Here is a 15,131-nt window from a genome sequence, read left to right as displayed (position 1 = left end):
ATTCATCGGGGTACTTCTTCGGTGCTGCCACGAATGACTCCTTCCGGCCCTATCGGACCACAGTCAGAGCTCTCCGAGAAAGCGGGGGAACCTCACGCACCGACAAGCACGCCGTTCATGATGAAATCCCCTCAGTTCGAGGAATCCATGATGAGGATAACCAGCCTTCTGGCGCAATACATTTGACAATCTTGCGCTCGTCCAGAGGTGATCGCTGATGCCAGCTATCCGAAGGTTACGAACCCTTCACGCCAGCGCTCGCGAAATAGCGTTTTTCCTGCGCTACCCCTTCGGCCTTGCAGCCGAAGGGGGTCTTTTCGCCACCCGCTCAGCGGATTTCAGCGCTTGGCGCAGGTGAACTGCACGACGTCGATCAGTCCGGAGCGGAATCGATCCGCGCATCCGGTGAGGTAGCGCATGTAGGTGTCATAGTTCGCCTGCCCGCACATTTCGACCGCCTCGTCGCGGTGATTCTGTAGCGCTTCCGCCCAATGATCCAGTGTGCGTGCGTAATGCGGTTGCAGCGCCTGCATGCGCTCGACGTCGAAGCCGCCTTCCTCCGCATACTCCTTGACGCCCTTGAACGCGGCGCTGGCGGGGAAGGGCAGACAGCCGTTCGGGAAGATTTCCTTGCGGATGAACTTGAGAAACTCGACATCGTCACGGGTATAGGAGATTCCACGATCGTGGAGGTAGCCCTGGGTATTCATGACGATGGTGTGCAACAACATTCGTCCGTCGGCGGGCATGGCCGCGTGGGCGAAATCGAAAAAGTCCGGATACCGTTCCTTCCGGGAATGTTCGAACGCGCCGATGCTGACAATTCGATCGACCTGTCCGTCGAATTCTTCCCAACCCTGTAATCGGACCTCGGCGTGCCTACCGTCGCCGGGGCGGCGGTCGAGCTGGGACCGGACGTAGTCGTGCTGGTTGCGGCTCAGTGTCAGGCCGATGACGTTGACGTCGTAGGCGTCCAGGGCGCGCAGCATGGTCGCGCCCCAGCCGCAGCCGACGTCGAGCAGGGTCATGCCAGGCCGCAGATCGCACTTGCCCAGTGCGAGATCGACTTTCGCGCGCTGGGCCTGTTCGAGGGTGTAATCGTCCTGCTCGAAGTAGGCGCAACTGTAGGTGCGGGTGGGGTCGAGAAACAGCGCGAAGAACTCGTCGGACAGGTCGTAATGGGCCTGAATATCGTCGAAAAACGGCGTGTGACGGCTCACGGGTGAATTGCCTCCGGATCGTAGGACAAATGGCGAGTCGTTCGATTACCTACGAGTCGGTTTGCAAGCTGAAAACGCTTGGTTGTTTAATGTGATCTGTATCATGTTTGATTATTCGGAAATGCGGTCCGCCCGGTCGAGTAGATAACGCTGTTCCGGCAGGCTCGTCGTGCGCCGGGCGGCGAGCAGATACGCCTCTCGCGCGGCGGAGTTGTCCTGAGCCAACTCCAGTAGGTGAGCGCGCACGGCGTGCAGACGATGATGACCGGCCATGCGTGGGTCGGCGTCCAACTCGGCCAGCAGTTCCAGCGCCGCGCGCGGTCCGTCGGTCATCGCCACTGCTACCGCGTGATTGAGGGTCACCATCGGATTCGGCGCGATCCTGCTCAGGATCCGGTAGAGCGTACGGATCTGCGGCCAGTCCGTGTCCTCGGCCCGGGACGCTTGCACGTGCAGTGCCGCGATTGCCGCCTGGAGTTGATACGGCCCCAGCGGCGAGCGCCCCATGGCATCGCTCACCAGGGCCGCGCCCTCCTCGATTCGCGCTGTGTCCCAACGGGTTCGGTCCTGTTCGGCCAGCGGAACCAAACCTCCGTCGGCATCCACCCGAGCCGAACGCCGGGCGTCGGTCAGCAACATCAGCGCGAGCAGGCCCGCTACCTCACCATCGTGGGGGAGCGCGCGATGCACCGAGCGGGTGAGCCTGATTGCCTCCGACGCGAGTTCATCGCGTCGCAGCTCCGATCCGGAACTGGCGGTGTAGCCCTCGTTGAAGATCAGGTACAGCACATGCAACACCGCACCCAGCCGCTCGGTGTACTCCTCGCCGGTGGGCATTTCGAACCGCGAGCCCGCCGCCCGAATCCGCTGTTTGGCCCGGCTGATTCGCGGTCCCATCGTGGCCTCGGGCACGAGAAACGCACGCGCCACCTCGGCCGTTCCGAGTCCGCCCACCGCGCGCAGGGTGAGCGCGATGCGGGATGACTCGGTCAGCGCCGGATGGCAGCACAAAAACAGCAGGGTGAGCGTGTCATCGTGGTTGCCCGATCCCGAATCATCAGGTGCCGCAACGAGATATGCCTCCGGACCGTCCCGAACGGCGGCGGCCTCCTCTCGACGGCGGCGTGCCTCCTCACTGCGAATATGGTCCACCACCCGGCGCGAGGCGACCGTGACCAGCCAAGCGCGTGGGTCATCAGGCATCCCGTCGACCGGCCACTGTCGCACCGCCGCGAGCAGAGCCTCCTGAACCGCGTCCTCGCAGGTATCGAACGCTTCATAGCGCCGCAGCAGCGCCCCGAGAACCTGAGGTGCCAACTCGCGCAACCGGTTTCCCAGGTCCTCGGGCTCCACGCTCACATCTCCCAACCGGCGGGTGTCATGAGCGGCCGGATCTCCACCGCGTCGAATTGCGTTGCGGGATAACGCGCGGCCAATTCCACCGCCCGGGCGAGGTCCTCACAGTCGAGCACGTAATAGCTGCTCGCCCGGGCCACTGTTTCGAGGTACGGCCCCTCGGTGAGCAACGGCTCCCCATTCCTGACCCGCACCACGGTGTACGTCGACGGGTCGGCGAACATATGCCCGTCGACCAATTCCCCGGACCGCCGCACCGATTCGGCGAAGTCGGCCGCCTGGGTCGAATGAGCCCGGGCCGCTTGCGAATCCACAGCGTCGACATACACGTTCAGCAGGAACTTCACGGCGTATCCAGATCACCACGATCGCTGGCGAACACCACCCGGCGCACCTCGATCCCGAGACCTTCGACCTTGGCATCGGGGATCATCCCAGCCAACTCCAGCGCGCGTTCACGGCTCTCACACTCGACCAGGTAGTAGCCGCCCAGATACTCCTTGGCTTCGAGGTACGGCCCATCCGTCACCGTCCGCGCACCGTTCCGGACACTGACCACCACGCTCTCGGAGACGTCGGCCAGCGCCGCGGTCCCGATCATCTCCCCGGATTCGCGGATCGTATCCATGAACGCCCCATGCCCGCTCATCACCTCGTTGCGCTCCTCATCGGTGAGCGCGTCCCATATCAAGGGGTTCGAATGCATGATCAGCATGAATTTCACGATGTTTCCTCCTGGCCGATGCGATGCCCCGATGGCGCCGCTCACCCATGAGTCGGAGCAGCCCACTCGATCTTGACATCCCACCCGGGCACAATCGCCGCAAATTTCGCGAGTCCGCTCCGACCACAGGGTGAGCGTGCCGAACCCGGCACCCACGGATGAACCGGAGACACCATGACCATCCCCCGCATCGGCATCGGCCTGCCCAGCTTCGGCCCGCACAGCGGACCCGAGGCGATCGCCCTGATAGCCCAGGCCGCCGAGCGGTTCGGCTATCACGCCATCTCGGTCAATGAGCGACTCCTGCTTCCGGTCGCACCGACCACGAACCTCAAGGACGGCCTGCCCGAGTCTTATGTCTGGGATCCCCTGGAAGTCCTGACCTGGGCCGCCGCCCACACCAACCGAATTCGCCTGACCTCGGGGGTGGTGAACTCACTATTCCAACCCCCGATCGTGCTCGCCCGCCGCCTCGCGACCCTCGACCGCCTTTCCCGAGGCCGCCTCGAAGCCGGTATCGGTCAGGGCGGCGGGGGAGCGGAAGACGCCTCCTGGATGATTCCGGAAGAATTCGTCGCGGCGGGGATCCCGCGCACCCACCGCGGTGCCGGATTCATCGAACACGTCGCAGCCATGCGCGCATGCTGGGGACCGGACCCAGTGGAGTTTCATGGCTCCCGCTACCGAATCCCGCGCTCCACCGTCGGCCCGAAACCCTGGGGCGACTCGATCCCCCTCTACTTCGGCGCGATGGTCCGCTCGACTATCGAACGAGCCGCCACCGTGGCCGACGGCTTCATCACGGTCGCCCTGGACTGGACCGAAACCCCCACCAGAATCGCCTGGTACCGAGACGCGGGTGGCCCCGGCCCTGTCATCCTCAACACCCTCCAGTCCTACCCCGGCGGCGAACCCGCCACCCCCACCGTCTTCACCGACACCATCTGCACCGATCTCGACCGCGCGCAGCAGGCGGGTGCCGACGAAATGCACCTGACCCTCAACCTGGCCTCGGTCCACCCCGAACGCCAGGTGGAACTGCTTGGCGCACTTGCCGACACACTCGGTCTGGTGGCGCACCGCGTCGCACCGCGCTAACCGGCACAGGCCGCGTTTTCCTCAGCGGTCGTGGCACGACGAACTCACAAGGTGGAACCACGCCACGACAGATTCAGCTGGTTCGTGCCTATCGCAGGGCGAAACGAGCACAGTGCTGGGCCGCAAGCGGTTTCGAAGGCGGCCGCCCGAGACGGTGGCTCCCAGGATTGGTCACCGTCGAATGACGAGTACCAGATTTCCGGTCCGCTGGCCGATTTCCAGGCCAGATGCAGGCGGCCGTCATGGGCGGCGAGTGCGGGTGCGAGATCGGAGAAGGCGTCCGGGGGATTGGCTCGTGATGTCCATGAGACGCCATTGGTGGTGCTCCACAGGCGAATCCACTTGTCATCGTCGAGCATTGCCTTGGTTCCGCGATGCGCGAGGTAGAGGGTATCGCCCAGGACAGCGAGCGCGGGGCTCTCCACCGATGCCATCCCCGCCAGCATCATCGGTGCGCTCCAACCGGTTTCGTTGTGAACGGCGGAGTAGAGATTCTGGTTCGAGGTGATCAGATGTTCACTGCCGCGCCAAAAAGCTTGCAGGACACCGCGAAATACGATCAGGTTCGGGCCGCGCGAGGTCTCCGCGCCACCGAGGATCTGCTGGTCCTCCCATTTGTGACCGTCGGCAGAGATGGACCAGTAGATGCTCTGATCGTGGTGCTGCCCCTTCCATGCCAGATAGAGCGTTTCGGCTCCCGCATCGGCCAGGGCGCACAGCGCGGGCCGATCGGAGGTGCCGACATAGGGCAGGTTCCACGGTTCTCCCCAGGCCAGGTCGTCGCCGGTTGCGGAGAACCAGATGCTGTCGGTGCTGTCCTGCGCACGCCATGCCATGTGCAGGCGATGTTGGAACACCGCCAGTGCCGGGCCTGTGGGCGAGGTCGCGCCGGGAACGGGCGCTTGATCAGCCCAGGCGCCCGGTTGGGCTGTGCCCGAGGTCCATAGTCGAGTGTCGGGTTGCGGACGGGATAGTGGTGACATCAGAACTCACCGCGGCTTTCTGCGCTGGAGCGGTTGGAGTCGAGCGATGCGACGACGGCATTGTGCGTCCGAGGACATCAGTCTAGTTGCGGCACGCACTGATCACCTGAAAACGGCTCGCGCAGAACATATTTCGATGGATTGTGACCGTCTGGTTGGTTCGTCGTCAACCTTGCCCGGGCCAGAACGTGCTGACGGCATCGAGGGGCAGCCATCCCGTGCCCTGCGCGACCCACCGGCGGCATCGCGAACGGAATGCCACGAAAGCAACGGCCATTCCCGTCCGCGATGTCCCGCACCGCGCCCTCGGCCGTTTCGACTACCAGTCGCTCTTCCATCGCACCGCCCCGGCAAGGAGTCAGCCTTCGATCTTGAACGACAGTACTGGGCAGTCACGACCTTCTGTCGGAATTACGGCAGAGCGTCGGCAGGGGTCGGGCGGCTGGACCGGCATCGTGGAACGATCAGTATGAGAGCGAGGTCCACACCGTCGCCGGGACTTCGCAACGGCGGCAATCACCGGAGGTGCCAGATGGTCGAAGGTTCACAGCCCGGATTCGGAATGGTGGCAGCCCATTTCATCGTCTCGGACGATGTCGAGCGCTCTCAGCGCTTTTACACCGAAGTGCTCGGCGGCACCGTGACCTTCTCGGGTGGGCCCGTCTATATCGCACTCGCCAATACGTTCATCATCATCAATGTCGGCGGCGGCTCGACCGATGACAAGCCCTCGGTTGTCCTGGAAACACCGCGTGACCCCGACCGTGTCAGCAGCTTCCTCAACCTCCGAGTCGAAGACATCCACGCCGCGTACACGCAATGGAGCGCCCGGGGCGCTCAATTCCTGACCCCGCCGAAGCAGCACCAATCCGAAATCCGTTGCTACATACGCGATCCCGATGGCTACCTGATAGAGGTCGGGCAAACCACGGATCCGGCGGGAGATTGGACGCCGTGGCTGTCGCGCACTCAGCTCGAGTGAGCCAGCCGGCGTGCGCGGTCGTTGAGGTATCGCTGTTCGGGGATGCTTGCGGTGAGTTGGGCGGCCCGTCGGTACCGCTCGACGAGCAGAATCTGTTCGGAGTCGAGAGGGAGAGATATGACGTCGCCTGAAGCAGTGCGGGTGTGGCGCGATGGCGGACGGCTGATGCCCACTTCGGTGGGCCGGGTGTTCGTACGGACGGGGTCTGGAACGGGACCGGCAGTGCTGCTGTTGCACGGATATCCGTCGAGTTCCTACGATTTCAGCCGGTTCGTCGATGATCTCGGGGGTAGGTCGTGGATAGCCCTGGACTTCCCGGGCTTCGGACTCTCCGATAAGCCGCGCCCGCATCGATACAGCCTGTTCGAGCACGCCGATATCGTCGAGGAAGTGCTCGCCACCCTCGATCCCGGACCGGTCGCGGTGCTGGCGCATGACATGGGAACCTCGGTGCTCACCGAGCTGCTCGCCCGCGATATCGAAGGCGCACTGTCGTTTTCGATGGAGCGCGCCGTGCTCGGCAATGGCAGCGTGATCTTGGAGAAAGCCTCACTGCGGCCGATCCAGCAGATCCTGCGCGGCCCCCTCGGTCCGATCGCGGCCCGGCTGGCCAACCGCCCGGTATTCACTCGCGAGTTCGCGCAACTGTTTTCGGCACAGCATCCGCTGACCGCACAGGAGGCCGCGGCACAGTGGGCGCTGTTGAGTACCGCGCGCGGCCATCGCATCGCACATCTGCTGACCGCGTACCTCGATGAGCGCGTGACCCATGCCGAACGCTGGCACGGAGCTGTCCGTGACTGGCAGGGGACGCTCGGATTCCTCTGGGCCACAGGTGATCCGGTGGCGACCACGGCGGTCCTGGACGGACTGCGTGCGCTACGGCCCGCCGGCGCGGTCATCGAGCTGCCCGGCCTCGGGCACTATCCGCAGATCGAGGATCCCGCCGAATACGCGGCCGGTGCCCGGCGACTGCTGGGAATCGACCCCGAATGAGCTGCGCTGAAACCGAACTCGCAGAGCCGGTCGCGATAGCGCTGCGAACTCCGGTGCCGCATCGTCGCTCTTGCCTAGCGCCTCGGCCGGAAACGACAGCAGCCCCGCACCGTTGGGTGCGGGGCTGCTGACAAGTCTGACGAATCAGATCGCGCGGACGTCCTGCGCCTGCGGGCCCTTCTGGCCCTGCTCTACCGCGAACTCGACGCGCTGACCCTCATCGAGGGATTTGTACCCGGAGCCGCTGACGGCCGAGTAATGCACGAAGACGTCAGGGCCGCCTCCGTCTTGGGCGATGAAACCGAAGCCTTTTTCGCCGTTGAACCACTTAACGCTGCCTTGAGCCATGCTGTTTACAACTTCTTTTCTGTAGTGAGCCGGGCAAATTTCTTGGTAAGACGCCCGTGCTCACCAATGACTATGTCACCGATCGCCCCGAAGAACCGAAGCTGTGACCTATCTGACAACGATTGGGTCCACCGGAAATCAGCTGCCGAACCCCAATTTCGTTTCAACGGAGCCGATTCTGCTTGCGCCCGCGATCTGCGCGACATTCCCGACCGTGGTCGCGACGGTGGTGCACCGCTGCAGCATCTCGGGGATGCTCACCTCGTCGATATGGCGTTGGTACCAATTCACCAGGGCCGAAAGCATTCCCAGCCATACGTCGGTGAGGATATCGCGATCCACCGGGTCGACCGGACCCGATGGGCCGAGCAGGGCATAGGTGCCATCCATGGCGAGCGAGCGGATCGCCGCACGGTAGGCCAGGGCCGCGCGCCCGCCCTCGGTGGTCTCCACAACCGTGGTGTCATGCAGCAGTTCCCAGTCGTAGCGCCGGTGCCGCAGCGATTCGAAGATGCAGCGCAGCGTATCCGAGGCCATGTATTCGGCCTGGCTGGTCTCGAGCACCTCGGTGATCGCGGCGACCAGGACCTCGCCAGCCTCGCGCACGCAGCGCAGATGTAGGGCGTCCTTGCTGCCGAACAAGCTCAGGATCAGCGCCTTGGAGATATCGGTCTCCGCGGCAACGGCTTCCAGCGAGGTCCTCCGATAGCCATCGGTGCCGAAACGCAGCGTGGCGGCGGCGAGTATTCGTCGCTCCCGTTCTTGGCGGGGCACCCCTTTGGTTCCGGGACCGGTTGCTTGGCGCACCCGGATCAGCTTACAGTCGACGGGCGGATATGACCGTACGGTCATATCGAGTGGGCGGAGGGGACGTACCGTGCACGCGCTGATCGACTGGATCGAGGACCTGGTCACCTCGGCACCCCAATTCGCCTTTCTCGCACCGATGTTCTCGTTCCTGCCCACCCCACACCTGATCGAAAGGCTTGTCCCGGTGACGAATCCGACTGCTCCACAATCCAGTTACTTCGAGCGGGTTGGTGCGCATCGCTTCGTGCCGACGGCGCACGCGCGGGGCGCCTGGGCTGTCGATGAGCAGCATTTCAGTCCGCTCGGTGGGCTGATCGTGCACGAGATCGAACGCATGCGAACGCGTGAGGGGCGCGCCGAGCTGGTGATCAGCCGTATCGGGTTCGATATTCTCGGCCGGAATACGTTCGAGGAGTTCGACATTCACGTCGAGGTCATCCGGCCCGGACGCACGATCGAACTGGTCGAGGCGACAGTGGTGATCGCAGGCCGAGTCACCGTCTCGGCCCGGGTCTGGCTCATGACCGGCGAGGAGACCGGCATCGTCGCGGGCGGCGAGCCCGACACACTGCCCGAGCCGGAATCACTGTCGCCGTGGCAGTTGTCGTCGGTGTGGCCGGGCGGATATGTCGCCTCGCTCGAGACCAGGCCGGTCGGGATTCCGCAGCCCGGGCGCACCACCGCATGGCTCACCACATCCCTGGATCTGGTTGCGGGAGAACGGGTCAGCGATCTGGCGTCGTTTGTGGCCCTGGTCGACACCGCCAACGGCATTGCCGTGCGCCAGGAGCCCACCAAATGGATGTTCCCCAATCTGGACTTGACGATTCATCTCTACCGTCAACCGGAAGCGGGGTGGACCGGCCTCGACACAACGGTCACCTTCGGGCATACGGGTCAGGGTTTGACGAGCACCGTGCTGCACGACGTCCGCGGTCCGGTCGGCCATGCCCAGCAGATACTCACCGTCAGACCGCAACCCGACCACGGGATGGCGACAGACCCTGTCGCAACTTCACCGACAATGCGGTCGGTAGGTCACCCACTGCCGGACTCGCGCCAGGACAGCGCTCGCACCAGCGCATCCAGCGCGGCGGGGTAGGCGCTGTCCGAGGTGGAACCGAATCCCACGACGATTCCCTGGGGCCGAGGGAATCTCGTCGCCGGCGTGAGCCACATATCGGAGAGGCCATCGATGGCCAGGCCGTATTCGCTTGCGCGGGACAGGACTTCGTCCTCGGTCAGTCCCGCGGGTTCGAGTCGGATCAATGCGTGCAGTCCGGCGGCGATACCGGTGAGCGAGAACCCCGCCAGCGGGCGGCCCGCGCGCGGGGTGAGGCGATCGGCGAGTAGGTCGCGGCGGCGGCGATAGCGCAGTCGTGCGGATCGGATGTGCCGGTCGTAGGCGTGCGATGTGATCAGCTCGGCCAGGGTCAGTTGTCCGAGCGTCTCGGAGTGGTTGTCGGCCAGACGTTTTGCTTCGGCGACCGGTTCCACCAGCTGGGGCGGGAGCACCATCCAGGCCAGGCGCAGACCCGGGCCGAGGGTTTTGGACGCGGTACCGAGGTAGACGACGTGATCGGGGGCGATGCCCTGGATCGCGCCGACCGGCTGGCGGTCGTAGCGGAATTCACCGTCGTAATCGTCCTCTATGGCAAGGTGCCCGGCGCGTGCCCAGTCGGCCAGTTGCTGTCGCCGTGCCGGACTCAGGGTGGAGCCGATGGGGAATTGGTGACTCGGTGTAATGACCGCTGCGCCAACGGATTCGAACTCACTGGTGGTGAGCAGGTCCACGCGGGCCCCTTCGTCGTCGACCGGTAGCGGTACCACGGCGGGCCCGGCCGAGCGCACGGTGTCGCGGAACGAGGGAATGTAGGGGTCCTCCATCGCGATCGCGGTTGTGCCGGATTCGACCAGCACCCGGGCGAGTAATGCCAGCCCCTGCTGCACACCGGTGGTGATGATGATCCGGTCCGGGGTGGCCAGCACCCCGCGCGTGCGTCCCAGATATTCGGCCAACGCCGCCCGCAGTTCGACCCGGCCGCACGCATCGCCGTAACCGAACGCCTCCGCGGGTGCGCGATCGAGTGCCTTGCGGGCCGCTCGCAGCCACGCGGTGGTCGGAAATCGGCTGATGTCCGGACTGCCCGCGCGCAGGTTATGCCGGGCTGTCACAACGTGTTTGGCATCGCGACCGGTTCGAGGGGTGCCCATTCCACGCGTGGTGACGGTATCGGCGACGCGCGTGCCGGAGCCCTGCTTCGCGATGAGATGACCCTCGGCGATGAGTTGGTCATAGGCCGAGCTGACCGTTCCGCGCGAGAGCCCGAGTTCGGTCGCGAGGGTCCGCGTGGACGGCAATCGAGCCCCGGCGGCCAACCGGCCATCGCGAATGGCCTCGCGCAATGCGTGCTCGAGCCCGACCCGGCGACCGGAGTCCAGTGCCAGCGGCAGGTGCAGATCGACATCCGAAGTGGACCAATATTCAGCCATTCAATTGGCTCCTAACATTGATCCATTATCGGCCTACCGTCGAAGTATGACAGCGACAACGAACGCATACGTCCAGCCGACCACCCGCCTCGCGATCGACGAACTCGCCCCGGGGATGGCCAAAGCCCTCAACGGCCTCGAACTCGCCGCCCAGCGGACCACCCTCGACAAGCCGCTGCGCGAGTTGGTGAAACTGCGTGTGGCCCAGATCAACGGCTGCGTCTACTGCGTCGATATGCACTCGCGCGACGCGATCGCCGGGGGCGACACCTGGCGCCGGGTGAACCTGGTCGCGGTCTGGCGCGAAGCGCCCTACTTCACTGCCCGCGAGCGCGCCGCCTTCGACCTGGCCGAAGCGATGACCCGCATCGCGGATAGTGAAGTGAGCCAACAGGTCTGGGATGAGTCCGCCGCGCATTTCGAGGAAAAGGAACTCGCCGAACTGGTCTGGCACATCGCCTTGATCAACACCTGGACCCGCCTCGGTGCGACCGCGCGCCCGTGGACGCTGTCGGGCACCGAAAACGACTGAGACACAAACAGATCCGAATAGACGCAAAAGGGAGCCACATAATGTCCGAAGTCGTCATCACCTACTGCGCACCCTGCGGATACCTCAAACGCGCCCAGGCCGCCGCCGAAGCGCTCGGCACCGAACTGGGCATCGCCCCGGAACTGGTCCCGGGCAAGGGCGGGGTCTACCGCGTCACCGTCGACGGCGAGGTCGTGGCCACCAAATCCCGGCAGGGCTTTCCCACCCCCGACGCGATCGTCGCGGCCGTCGTCGCGGCCACCGCCTGACGTGCCGAGGCTGAACACAACGATGCGCGGCCACCACGAATTCGTGGTGGCCGCGCAGCAGCGTTATGGATCGATATCGATCAGTGCACGGTTCGCCGGCCCATCACGAGGTTGACCAGGAACAACAGAATCGCCGCGCCGCCCAGGCAGGTGAAGAAGCTGAACCACAGGCCGCCGCCTTCGACGTCGACCCCCAGCAGCTTGAGCAGGAATCCACCCAGCAATCCGCCGATGATGCCGACCACGATGTTGAGCAGAATGCCCTGCTGCGCATCGGTTTTCATGAACTTGCTGGCGATCCATCCGGCGAGTCCGCCGATGATGATCCAACCGAGAATACCGAGACCGAGCATTGTGAACTCCTAGCTGTCGAGGCCGTTATGTCAACCGGCCATCGGGGTGCGTGGACCCGCCGGTGCCGAAAGGACGCACGCTGTGCCGTTGAACCTCGGCGGTTCGGACTTGTGTCCTCGAACTCCGGATGCCCGGCACCGGAGGTTCGAAACACCGGGGGCAGTGCCGGTTCACCGCACACCCCGGCGACCGGGGGAGAAGTCGATCGTTGTTGAGTACAGTCCGTGACGGGCAGTCGCTGATCAAACATTCGTTCGATCGCAGGAGGTCCGGACTCGATGGCCACACGACGCCCGAAAGCACAGCCGATCGCGCCCGGAGCCCCCTCCGGAACACCGCCCGCCTGACGGTCTCCGCGGCGCTATCGCAACACGGCGGCACCTGGCCGGTCGATGGTCGCATCGTCGGTGTCTTCGCCACCGCCGACAGCGATCTCGCCGATCTGTCCGCGACCGTGGCGGCGATCGCGGCGGCATCGATGACGCCGCTGGTCATCGCGGCGCACGGTGGCGAATTCGGTTCGGGCGCAAAGCAAGTGGCTATTTCCCGGACGCTCGACACCGCCCGGTCCATCGAGTTCGACGGCTTGGTCATCGCCGGCGCGGTCACAGATCCGCGCCTGTACCTGCTGATGCAGGAGGCGCACCGTCATCTCGAGGCGATTTCCTACCCCCCGATGGCGCCGATGCGGTTGCCGCGGCGGGCATTTCGGAAAAGTCCATCGGTGTCGAAGCCGCGCCCACCATCGTCGGGGCTTTCGACGCGATCGCGGCATTGCTGCCCGAGCATCGAGTCTGGGCCAGAGTCGAAGAATAGTCGCGCTGAAGATTGTCGGATCCGCAGTCGGCGTGAGTGATTATCTCCTGCTGCGGATTCATAAAAATATTCGGTGTTCATCTATTTTCTAGGCGGTTTATATTCCTGCTCACTAATTTGTTTAACTCCAGGTCAGAGTACATTTACTTCAATCTCTCTTGTGTGATTGGTGAGATGTTTCTTTCTGGACCCGGAGCACCGGGTAGGGTACTGGGTATTGCATCGAATTTTTGCAGCACAATTTCCCTTTTTTGCCCGACAAACCTCACAGAGGGGTCGAGATGTCAACTGAATACGTGGCACTACCGGTAAGCACTCATCGCGCACGGACGGGCGGTGAGGCCTACGACAACATCGAACCCTTGCTTCAGCAGCTCGCAGACATGGCTCCGACGGACTCCGGGCGTGAGCCCCTGCGGCAGACGATCATCGGCAAATGCCTGCCGCTGGGGCAGCACATCGCGCGCCGGTACACCGGACGCGGTGTGGAGTACGAGGACCTGGCCCAGATCGCCGCGGTCGGAGTAGTGCTCGCGGTGGATCGATTCGATCCCGGTAATGGCTCCTCCTTCCTCGGGTTCGCGGTACCCACGATCATGGGGGAGGTCAAGCGCTACTTCCGTGACAGCACCTGGGCCGTGCGGGTGCCGCGGCGCACCAAGGAACTTCAGCAGCAACTCGGCACCATGATTCCGCGGCTCGCCCAATCGCTGGGTCGCGAACCGACCGCACGCGAGTTGGCCGACCATATGGAAATCGACCTCACCGAGGTCACCCAGGCGCTGATCGCCCGCAACAGCTACACCGCCGCGTCCCTCGACGCGCCGCAGACGGCCGAGCGGGACGGCACCTCGCTGACCCCGATCGACAGCCTGTGCCAGATCGACCCCGGATACGTGCTGATGGAGGATTCGCTCACCATCGGCCCGCTGCTGGCGGAGCTGCCCGACCGTGACCGCGCGATCCTGATCATGCGGTACGGACAGGAGAAGACCCAGGCCCAGATCGCCAAGACCATGGGCATCTCCCAGATGCAGGTGTCACGCCTGCTGACCCGAATCCTGACCGACTTGCGCACCCAAGCCCTGCAGGCCGCCTGACTCGACGGCTGGCCGATCTCAGCTGGATCGGTCGGTCAGGGCAGCGGTGATGCCATCCACGAAATCGGGTAGATCGTCCGGTTTGCGTGAGGTGATCAGCGGCCAGCCTTTCTCATCACTTCGCACCACCGCCTCGTCCACCCACGTGCCACCGGCATTGGTGATATCGGTGCGCACCGACTCGTACGAGGTGAGCGTCTTACCCGGCAGCACGTCGGCCTCCACCAGCAGCCAAGGCCCGTGGCAGATCGCGGCGATCGGTTTCCCCTCGGCGGTGAAGGCGCGCACCAGTTCCCGAGCCCGGGCATCCATGCGCAGCTTGTCCGCGTTGACGGTTCCACCGGGAATGACCAGAAGATCGAAGTCGCCGGTACCGACACCGTCGAGGCCGATATCGGGCTCGATCGTCTCAGCGGGTTCGAGGTCATGCCGATAGGTATGCACGGGTTCGGCTTTCATGGCCGCGTGCACCACCCGCGCCCCGCGTTCGCGTAACCGGTCACGCGGGACCACAAGCTCATCGTGCTCCACCCCGGTGTTCGAGGTGATGATCGCAATTCGCCGTCCGGCGAGCTCTCCTGACATGCCTACCGGTTGCCCGGCAACTCATATCCGAAACAGGCAAGCGCCGCTCGCCCGGTGATGTGCGCCAATACGGCGGGGCCGTGAGCAGCGATGCTGCTCACGGCCCCGCCGGTCTCACGGTCGATCAGTAGTAGTGGCTACGCCCGCCGACCGCGCGGCCGGTCGCGCCGAGCAGCGCCAGAACGGCCCCGACGACGAGCAGGATTACCCCGAGCGTGGTCAGGATGTTGATGCCGAGCAGGAAGCCGGCGATCAGGAGAATGAGCCCGAGGGCGATCATGGTGGGTCCTTCGGTAGAGCGGACTTGTCGAGACCGCTATTCCCGGTTGATCGATGTCCAAACAACGCCGTGGCGAAAAGATCGAGCGGAGTACTGGTGTCCGCCTGAGGTATTCGCGTCGAGTGTGAGGGGGCTCACCATGTAGGTTGTCCCGCTTGCTGTTCCGGCCGATGGTGCTCGTCTCG

At 64.4% G+C, this 15,131-nt stretch carries 20 protein-coding genes; 9 read left to right on the top strand and 11 right to left on the bottom strand.

All coding sequences use genetic code 11. The features are described 5' to 3' along the window. On the top strand, positions 1–186 hold a 186-nt coding region (locus AB0L82_RS37875), incomplete at its 5' end, for a hypothetical protein (protein ID WP_364648118.1). A 152-nt stretch (positions 187–338) separates the two neighbouring features. Here AB0L82_RS37875 and AB0L82_RS37870 read toward each other — a convergent pair. The 4 genes from AB0L82_RS37870 to AB0L82_RS37855 form a co-directional block, all read right to left on the bottom strand. Continuing rightward, entirely contained in the window at positions 339–1,220 is an 882-nt protein-coding gene (locus AB0L82_RS37870; RefSeq protein ID WP_364648115.1) for a cyclopropane mycolic acid synthase family methyltransferase, read from the bottom strand. Between the two features lie 111 nt (positions 1,221–1,331). Then, positions 1,332–2,573 carry a DUF6596 domain-containing protein gene (locus AB0L82_RS37865; RefSeq protein WP_364648112.1) on the bottom strand — a complete coding sequence of 414 codons (1,242 nt, stop codon included), beginning with the start codon at positions 2,571–2,573 and terminating at the stop codon, positions 1,332–1,334. 2 nt (positions 2,574–2,575) lie between these two features. Next, the gene (locus AB0L82_RS37860) at positions 2,576–2,923 is read right to left on the bottom strand and encodes a YciI family protein (RefSeq protein WP_364648109.1); all 348 of its coding nucleotides are present in this window, start codon (positions 2,921–2,923) and stop codon (positions 2,576–2,578) included. Then, positions 2,920–3,291 carry a YciI family protein gene (locus tag AB0L82_RS37855; RefSeq protein ID WP_364648139.1) on the bottom strand — a complete coding sequence of 124 codons (372 nt, stop codon included), beginning with the start codon at positions 3,289–3,291 and terminating at the stop codon, positions 2,920–2,922. Before AB0L82_RS37855 ends, AB0L82_RS37860 begins: the two co-directional genes overlap by 4 nt. 183 nt (positions 3,292–3,474) lie before the next feature. On the opposite strand from AB0L82_RS37855, the gene AB0L82_RS37850 reads away from it, so the two are divergent. Further along, positions 3,475–4,398 (top strand): LLM class flavin-dependent oxidoreductase, encoded by a 924-nt coding sequence (locus AB0L82_RS37850; RefSeq protein ID WP_364648107.1) that lies wholly within the window; start codon positions 3,475–3,477, stop codon positions 4,396–4,398. Positions 4,399–4,442: 44 nt separating this feature from the next. Here the strand turns inward: AB0L82_RS37850 and AB0L82_RS37845 are convergent, their stop codons facing one another. Next, complete coding sequence (locus tag AB0L82_RS37845) at positions 4,443–5,234, bottom strand: hypothetical protein (protein WP_364648104.1); 792 nt, start codon at positions 5,232–5,234, stop codon at positions 4,443–4,445. 709 nt (positions 5,235–5,943) lie between these two features. On the opposite strand from AB0L82_RS37845, the gene AB0L82_RS37840 reads away from it, so the two are divergent. Further along, on the top strand, positions 5,944–6,363 hold the full coding sequence (locus AB0L82_RS37840) for a VOC family protein (RefSeq protein WP_364648101.1): 420 nt from the start codon (positions 5,944–5,946) through the stop codon (positions 6,361–6,363). Positions 6,364–6,480: 117 nt separating this feature from the next. Further along, complete coding sequence (locus tag AB0L82_RS37835; RefSeq protein WP_364648098.1) at positions 6,481–7,359, top strand: alpha/beta fold hydrolase; 879 nt, start codon at positions 6,481–6,483, stop codon at positions 7,357–7,359. Between the two features lie 144 nt (positions 7,360–7,503). Here the strand turns inward: AB0L82_RS37835 and AB0L82_RS37830 are convergent, their stop codons facing one another. Both AB0L82_RS37830 and AB0L82_RS37825 read right to left on the bottom strand, forming a co-directional pair. Continuing rightward, on the bottom strand, positions 7,504–7,707 hold the full coding sequence (locus AB0L82_RS37830; protein ID WP_364648096.1) for a cold-shock protein: 204 nt from the start codon (positions 7,705–7,707) through the stop codon (positions 7,504–7,506). Positions 7,708–7,845: 138 nt separating this feature from the next. After that, on the bottom strand, positions 7,846–8,514 hold the full coding sequence (locus AB0L82_RS37825; protein ID WP_364648093.1) for a TetR/AcrR family transcriptional regulator: 669 nt from the start codon (positions 8,512–8,514) through the stop codon (positions 7,846–7,848). A 70-nt stretch (positions 8,515–8,584) separates the two neighbouring features. Here AB0L82_RS37825 and AB0L82_RS37820 point away from each other — a divergent pair, with 70 nt between their 5' ends. Then, positions 8,585–9,619, top strand: a complete 1,035-nt coding sequence (locus AB0L82_RS37820) for a thioesterase family protein (protein ID WP_364648090.1) — start codon at positions 8,585–8,587, stop codon at positions 9,617–9,619. Here AB0L82_RS37820 and AB0L82_RS37815 read toward each other — a convergent pair. Then, a complete protein-coding gene (locus AB0L82_RS37815; protein WP_364648087.1) occupies positions 9,556–11,010 on the bottom strand; it encodes a PLP-dependent aminotransferase family protein in 1,455 nt (484 codons plus the stop codon). The genes AB0L82_RS37820 and AB0L82_RS37815 overlap by 64 nt on opposite strands. 46 nt (positions 11,011–11,056) lie before the next feature. Here AB0L82_RS37815 and AB0L82_RS37810 point away from each other — a divergent pair, with 46 nt between their 5' ends. Both AB0L82_RS37810 and AB0L82_RS37805 read left to right on the top strand, forming a co-directional pair. Further along, entirely contained in the window at positions 11,057–11,542 is a 486-nt protein-coding gene (locus AB0L82_RS37810; RefSeq protein ID WP_364648084.1) for a carboxymuconolactone decarboxylase family protein, read from the top strand. 41 nt (positions 11,543–11,583) lie between these two features. After that, positions 11,584–11,811 (top strand): Rdx family protein, encoded by a 228-nt coding sequence (locus AB0L82_RS37805; RefSeq protein WP_364648081.1) that lies wholly within the window; start codon positions 11,584–11,586, stop codon positions 11,809–11,811. A gap of 80 nt (positions 11,812–11,891) precedes the next feature. On the opposite strand, the gene AB0L82_RS37800 is transcribed toward AB0L82_RS37805, so the two are convergent. Next, a complete protein-coding gene (locus AB0L82_RS37800; protein WP_364648078.1) occupies positions 11,892–12,164 on the bottom strand; it encodes a GlsB/YeaQ/YmgE family stress response membrane protein in 273 nt (90 codons plus the stop codon). Positions 12,165–12,373: 209 nt separating this feature from the next. Here AB0L82_RS37800 and AB0L82_RS37795 point away from each other — a divergent pair, with 209 nt between their 5' ends. Both AB0L82_RS37795 and AB0L82_RS37790 read left to right on the top strand, forming a co-directional pair. Beyond that, complete coding sequence (locus tag AB0L82_RS37795; protein WP_364648075.1) at positions 12,374–13,021, top strand: hypothetical protein; 648 nt, start codon at positions 12,374–12,376, stop codon at positions 13,019–13,021. Positions 13,022–13,262: 241 nt separating this feature from the next. Continuing rightward, complete coding sequence (locus AB0L82_RS37790; RefSeq protein WP_364648073.1) at positions 13,263–14,081, top strand: SigB/SigF/SigG family RNA polymerase sigma factor; 819 nt, start codon at positions 13,263–13,265, stop codon at positions 14,079–14,081. 18 nt (positions 14,082–14,099) lie between these two features. Here AB0L82_RS37790 and AB0L82_RS37785 read toward each other — a convergent pair whose 3' ends face one another. Both AB0L82_RS37785 and AB0L82_RS37780 read right to left on the bottom strand, forming a co-directional pair. Next, positions 14,100–14,666, bottom strand: a complete 567-nt coding sequence (locus AB0L82_RS37785; RefSeq protein WP_364648070.1) for a type 1 glutamine amidotransferase domain-containing protein — start codon at positions 14,664–14,666, stop codon at positions 14,100–14,102. 124 nt (positions 14,667–14,790) lie between these two features. Then, on the bottom strand, positions 14,791–14,946 hold the full coding sequence (locus tag AB0L82_RS37780) for a DUF6131 family protein (RefSeq protein WP_364648067.1): 156 nt from the start codon (positions 14,944–14,946) through the stop codon (positions 14,791–14,793). Between the last annotated feature and the right edge of the window lie 185 nt (positions 14,947–15,131).

The sequence above is a fragment of the Nocardia sp. NPDC052001 genome (genome assembly GCF_040680615.1).
GTDB lineage: Bacteria > Actinomycetota > Actinomycetes > Mycobacteriales > Mycobacteriaceae > Nocardia.
This window is presented reverse-complemented; position numbering and strand designations above follow the sequence as displayed.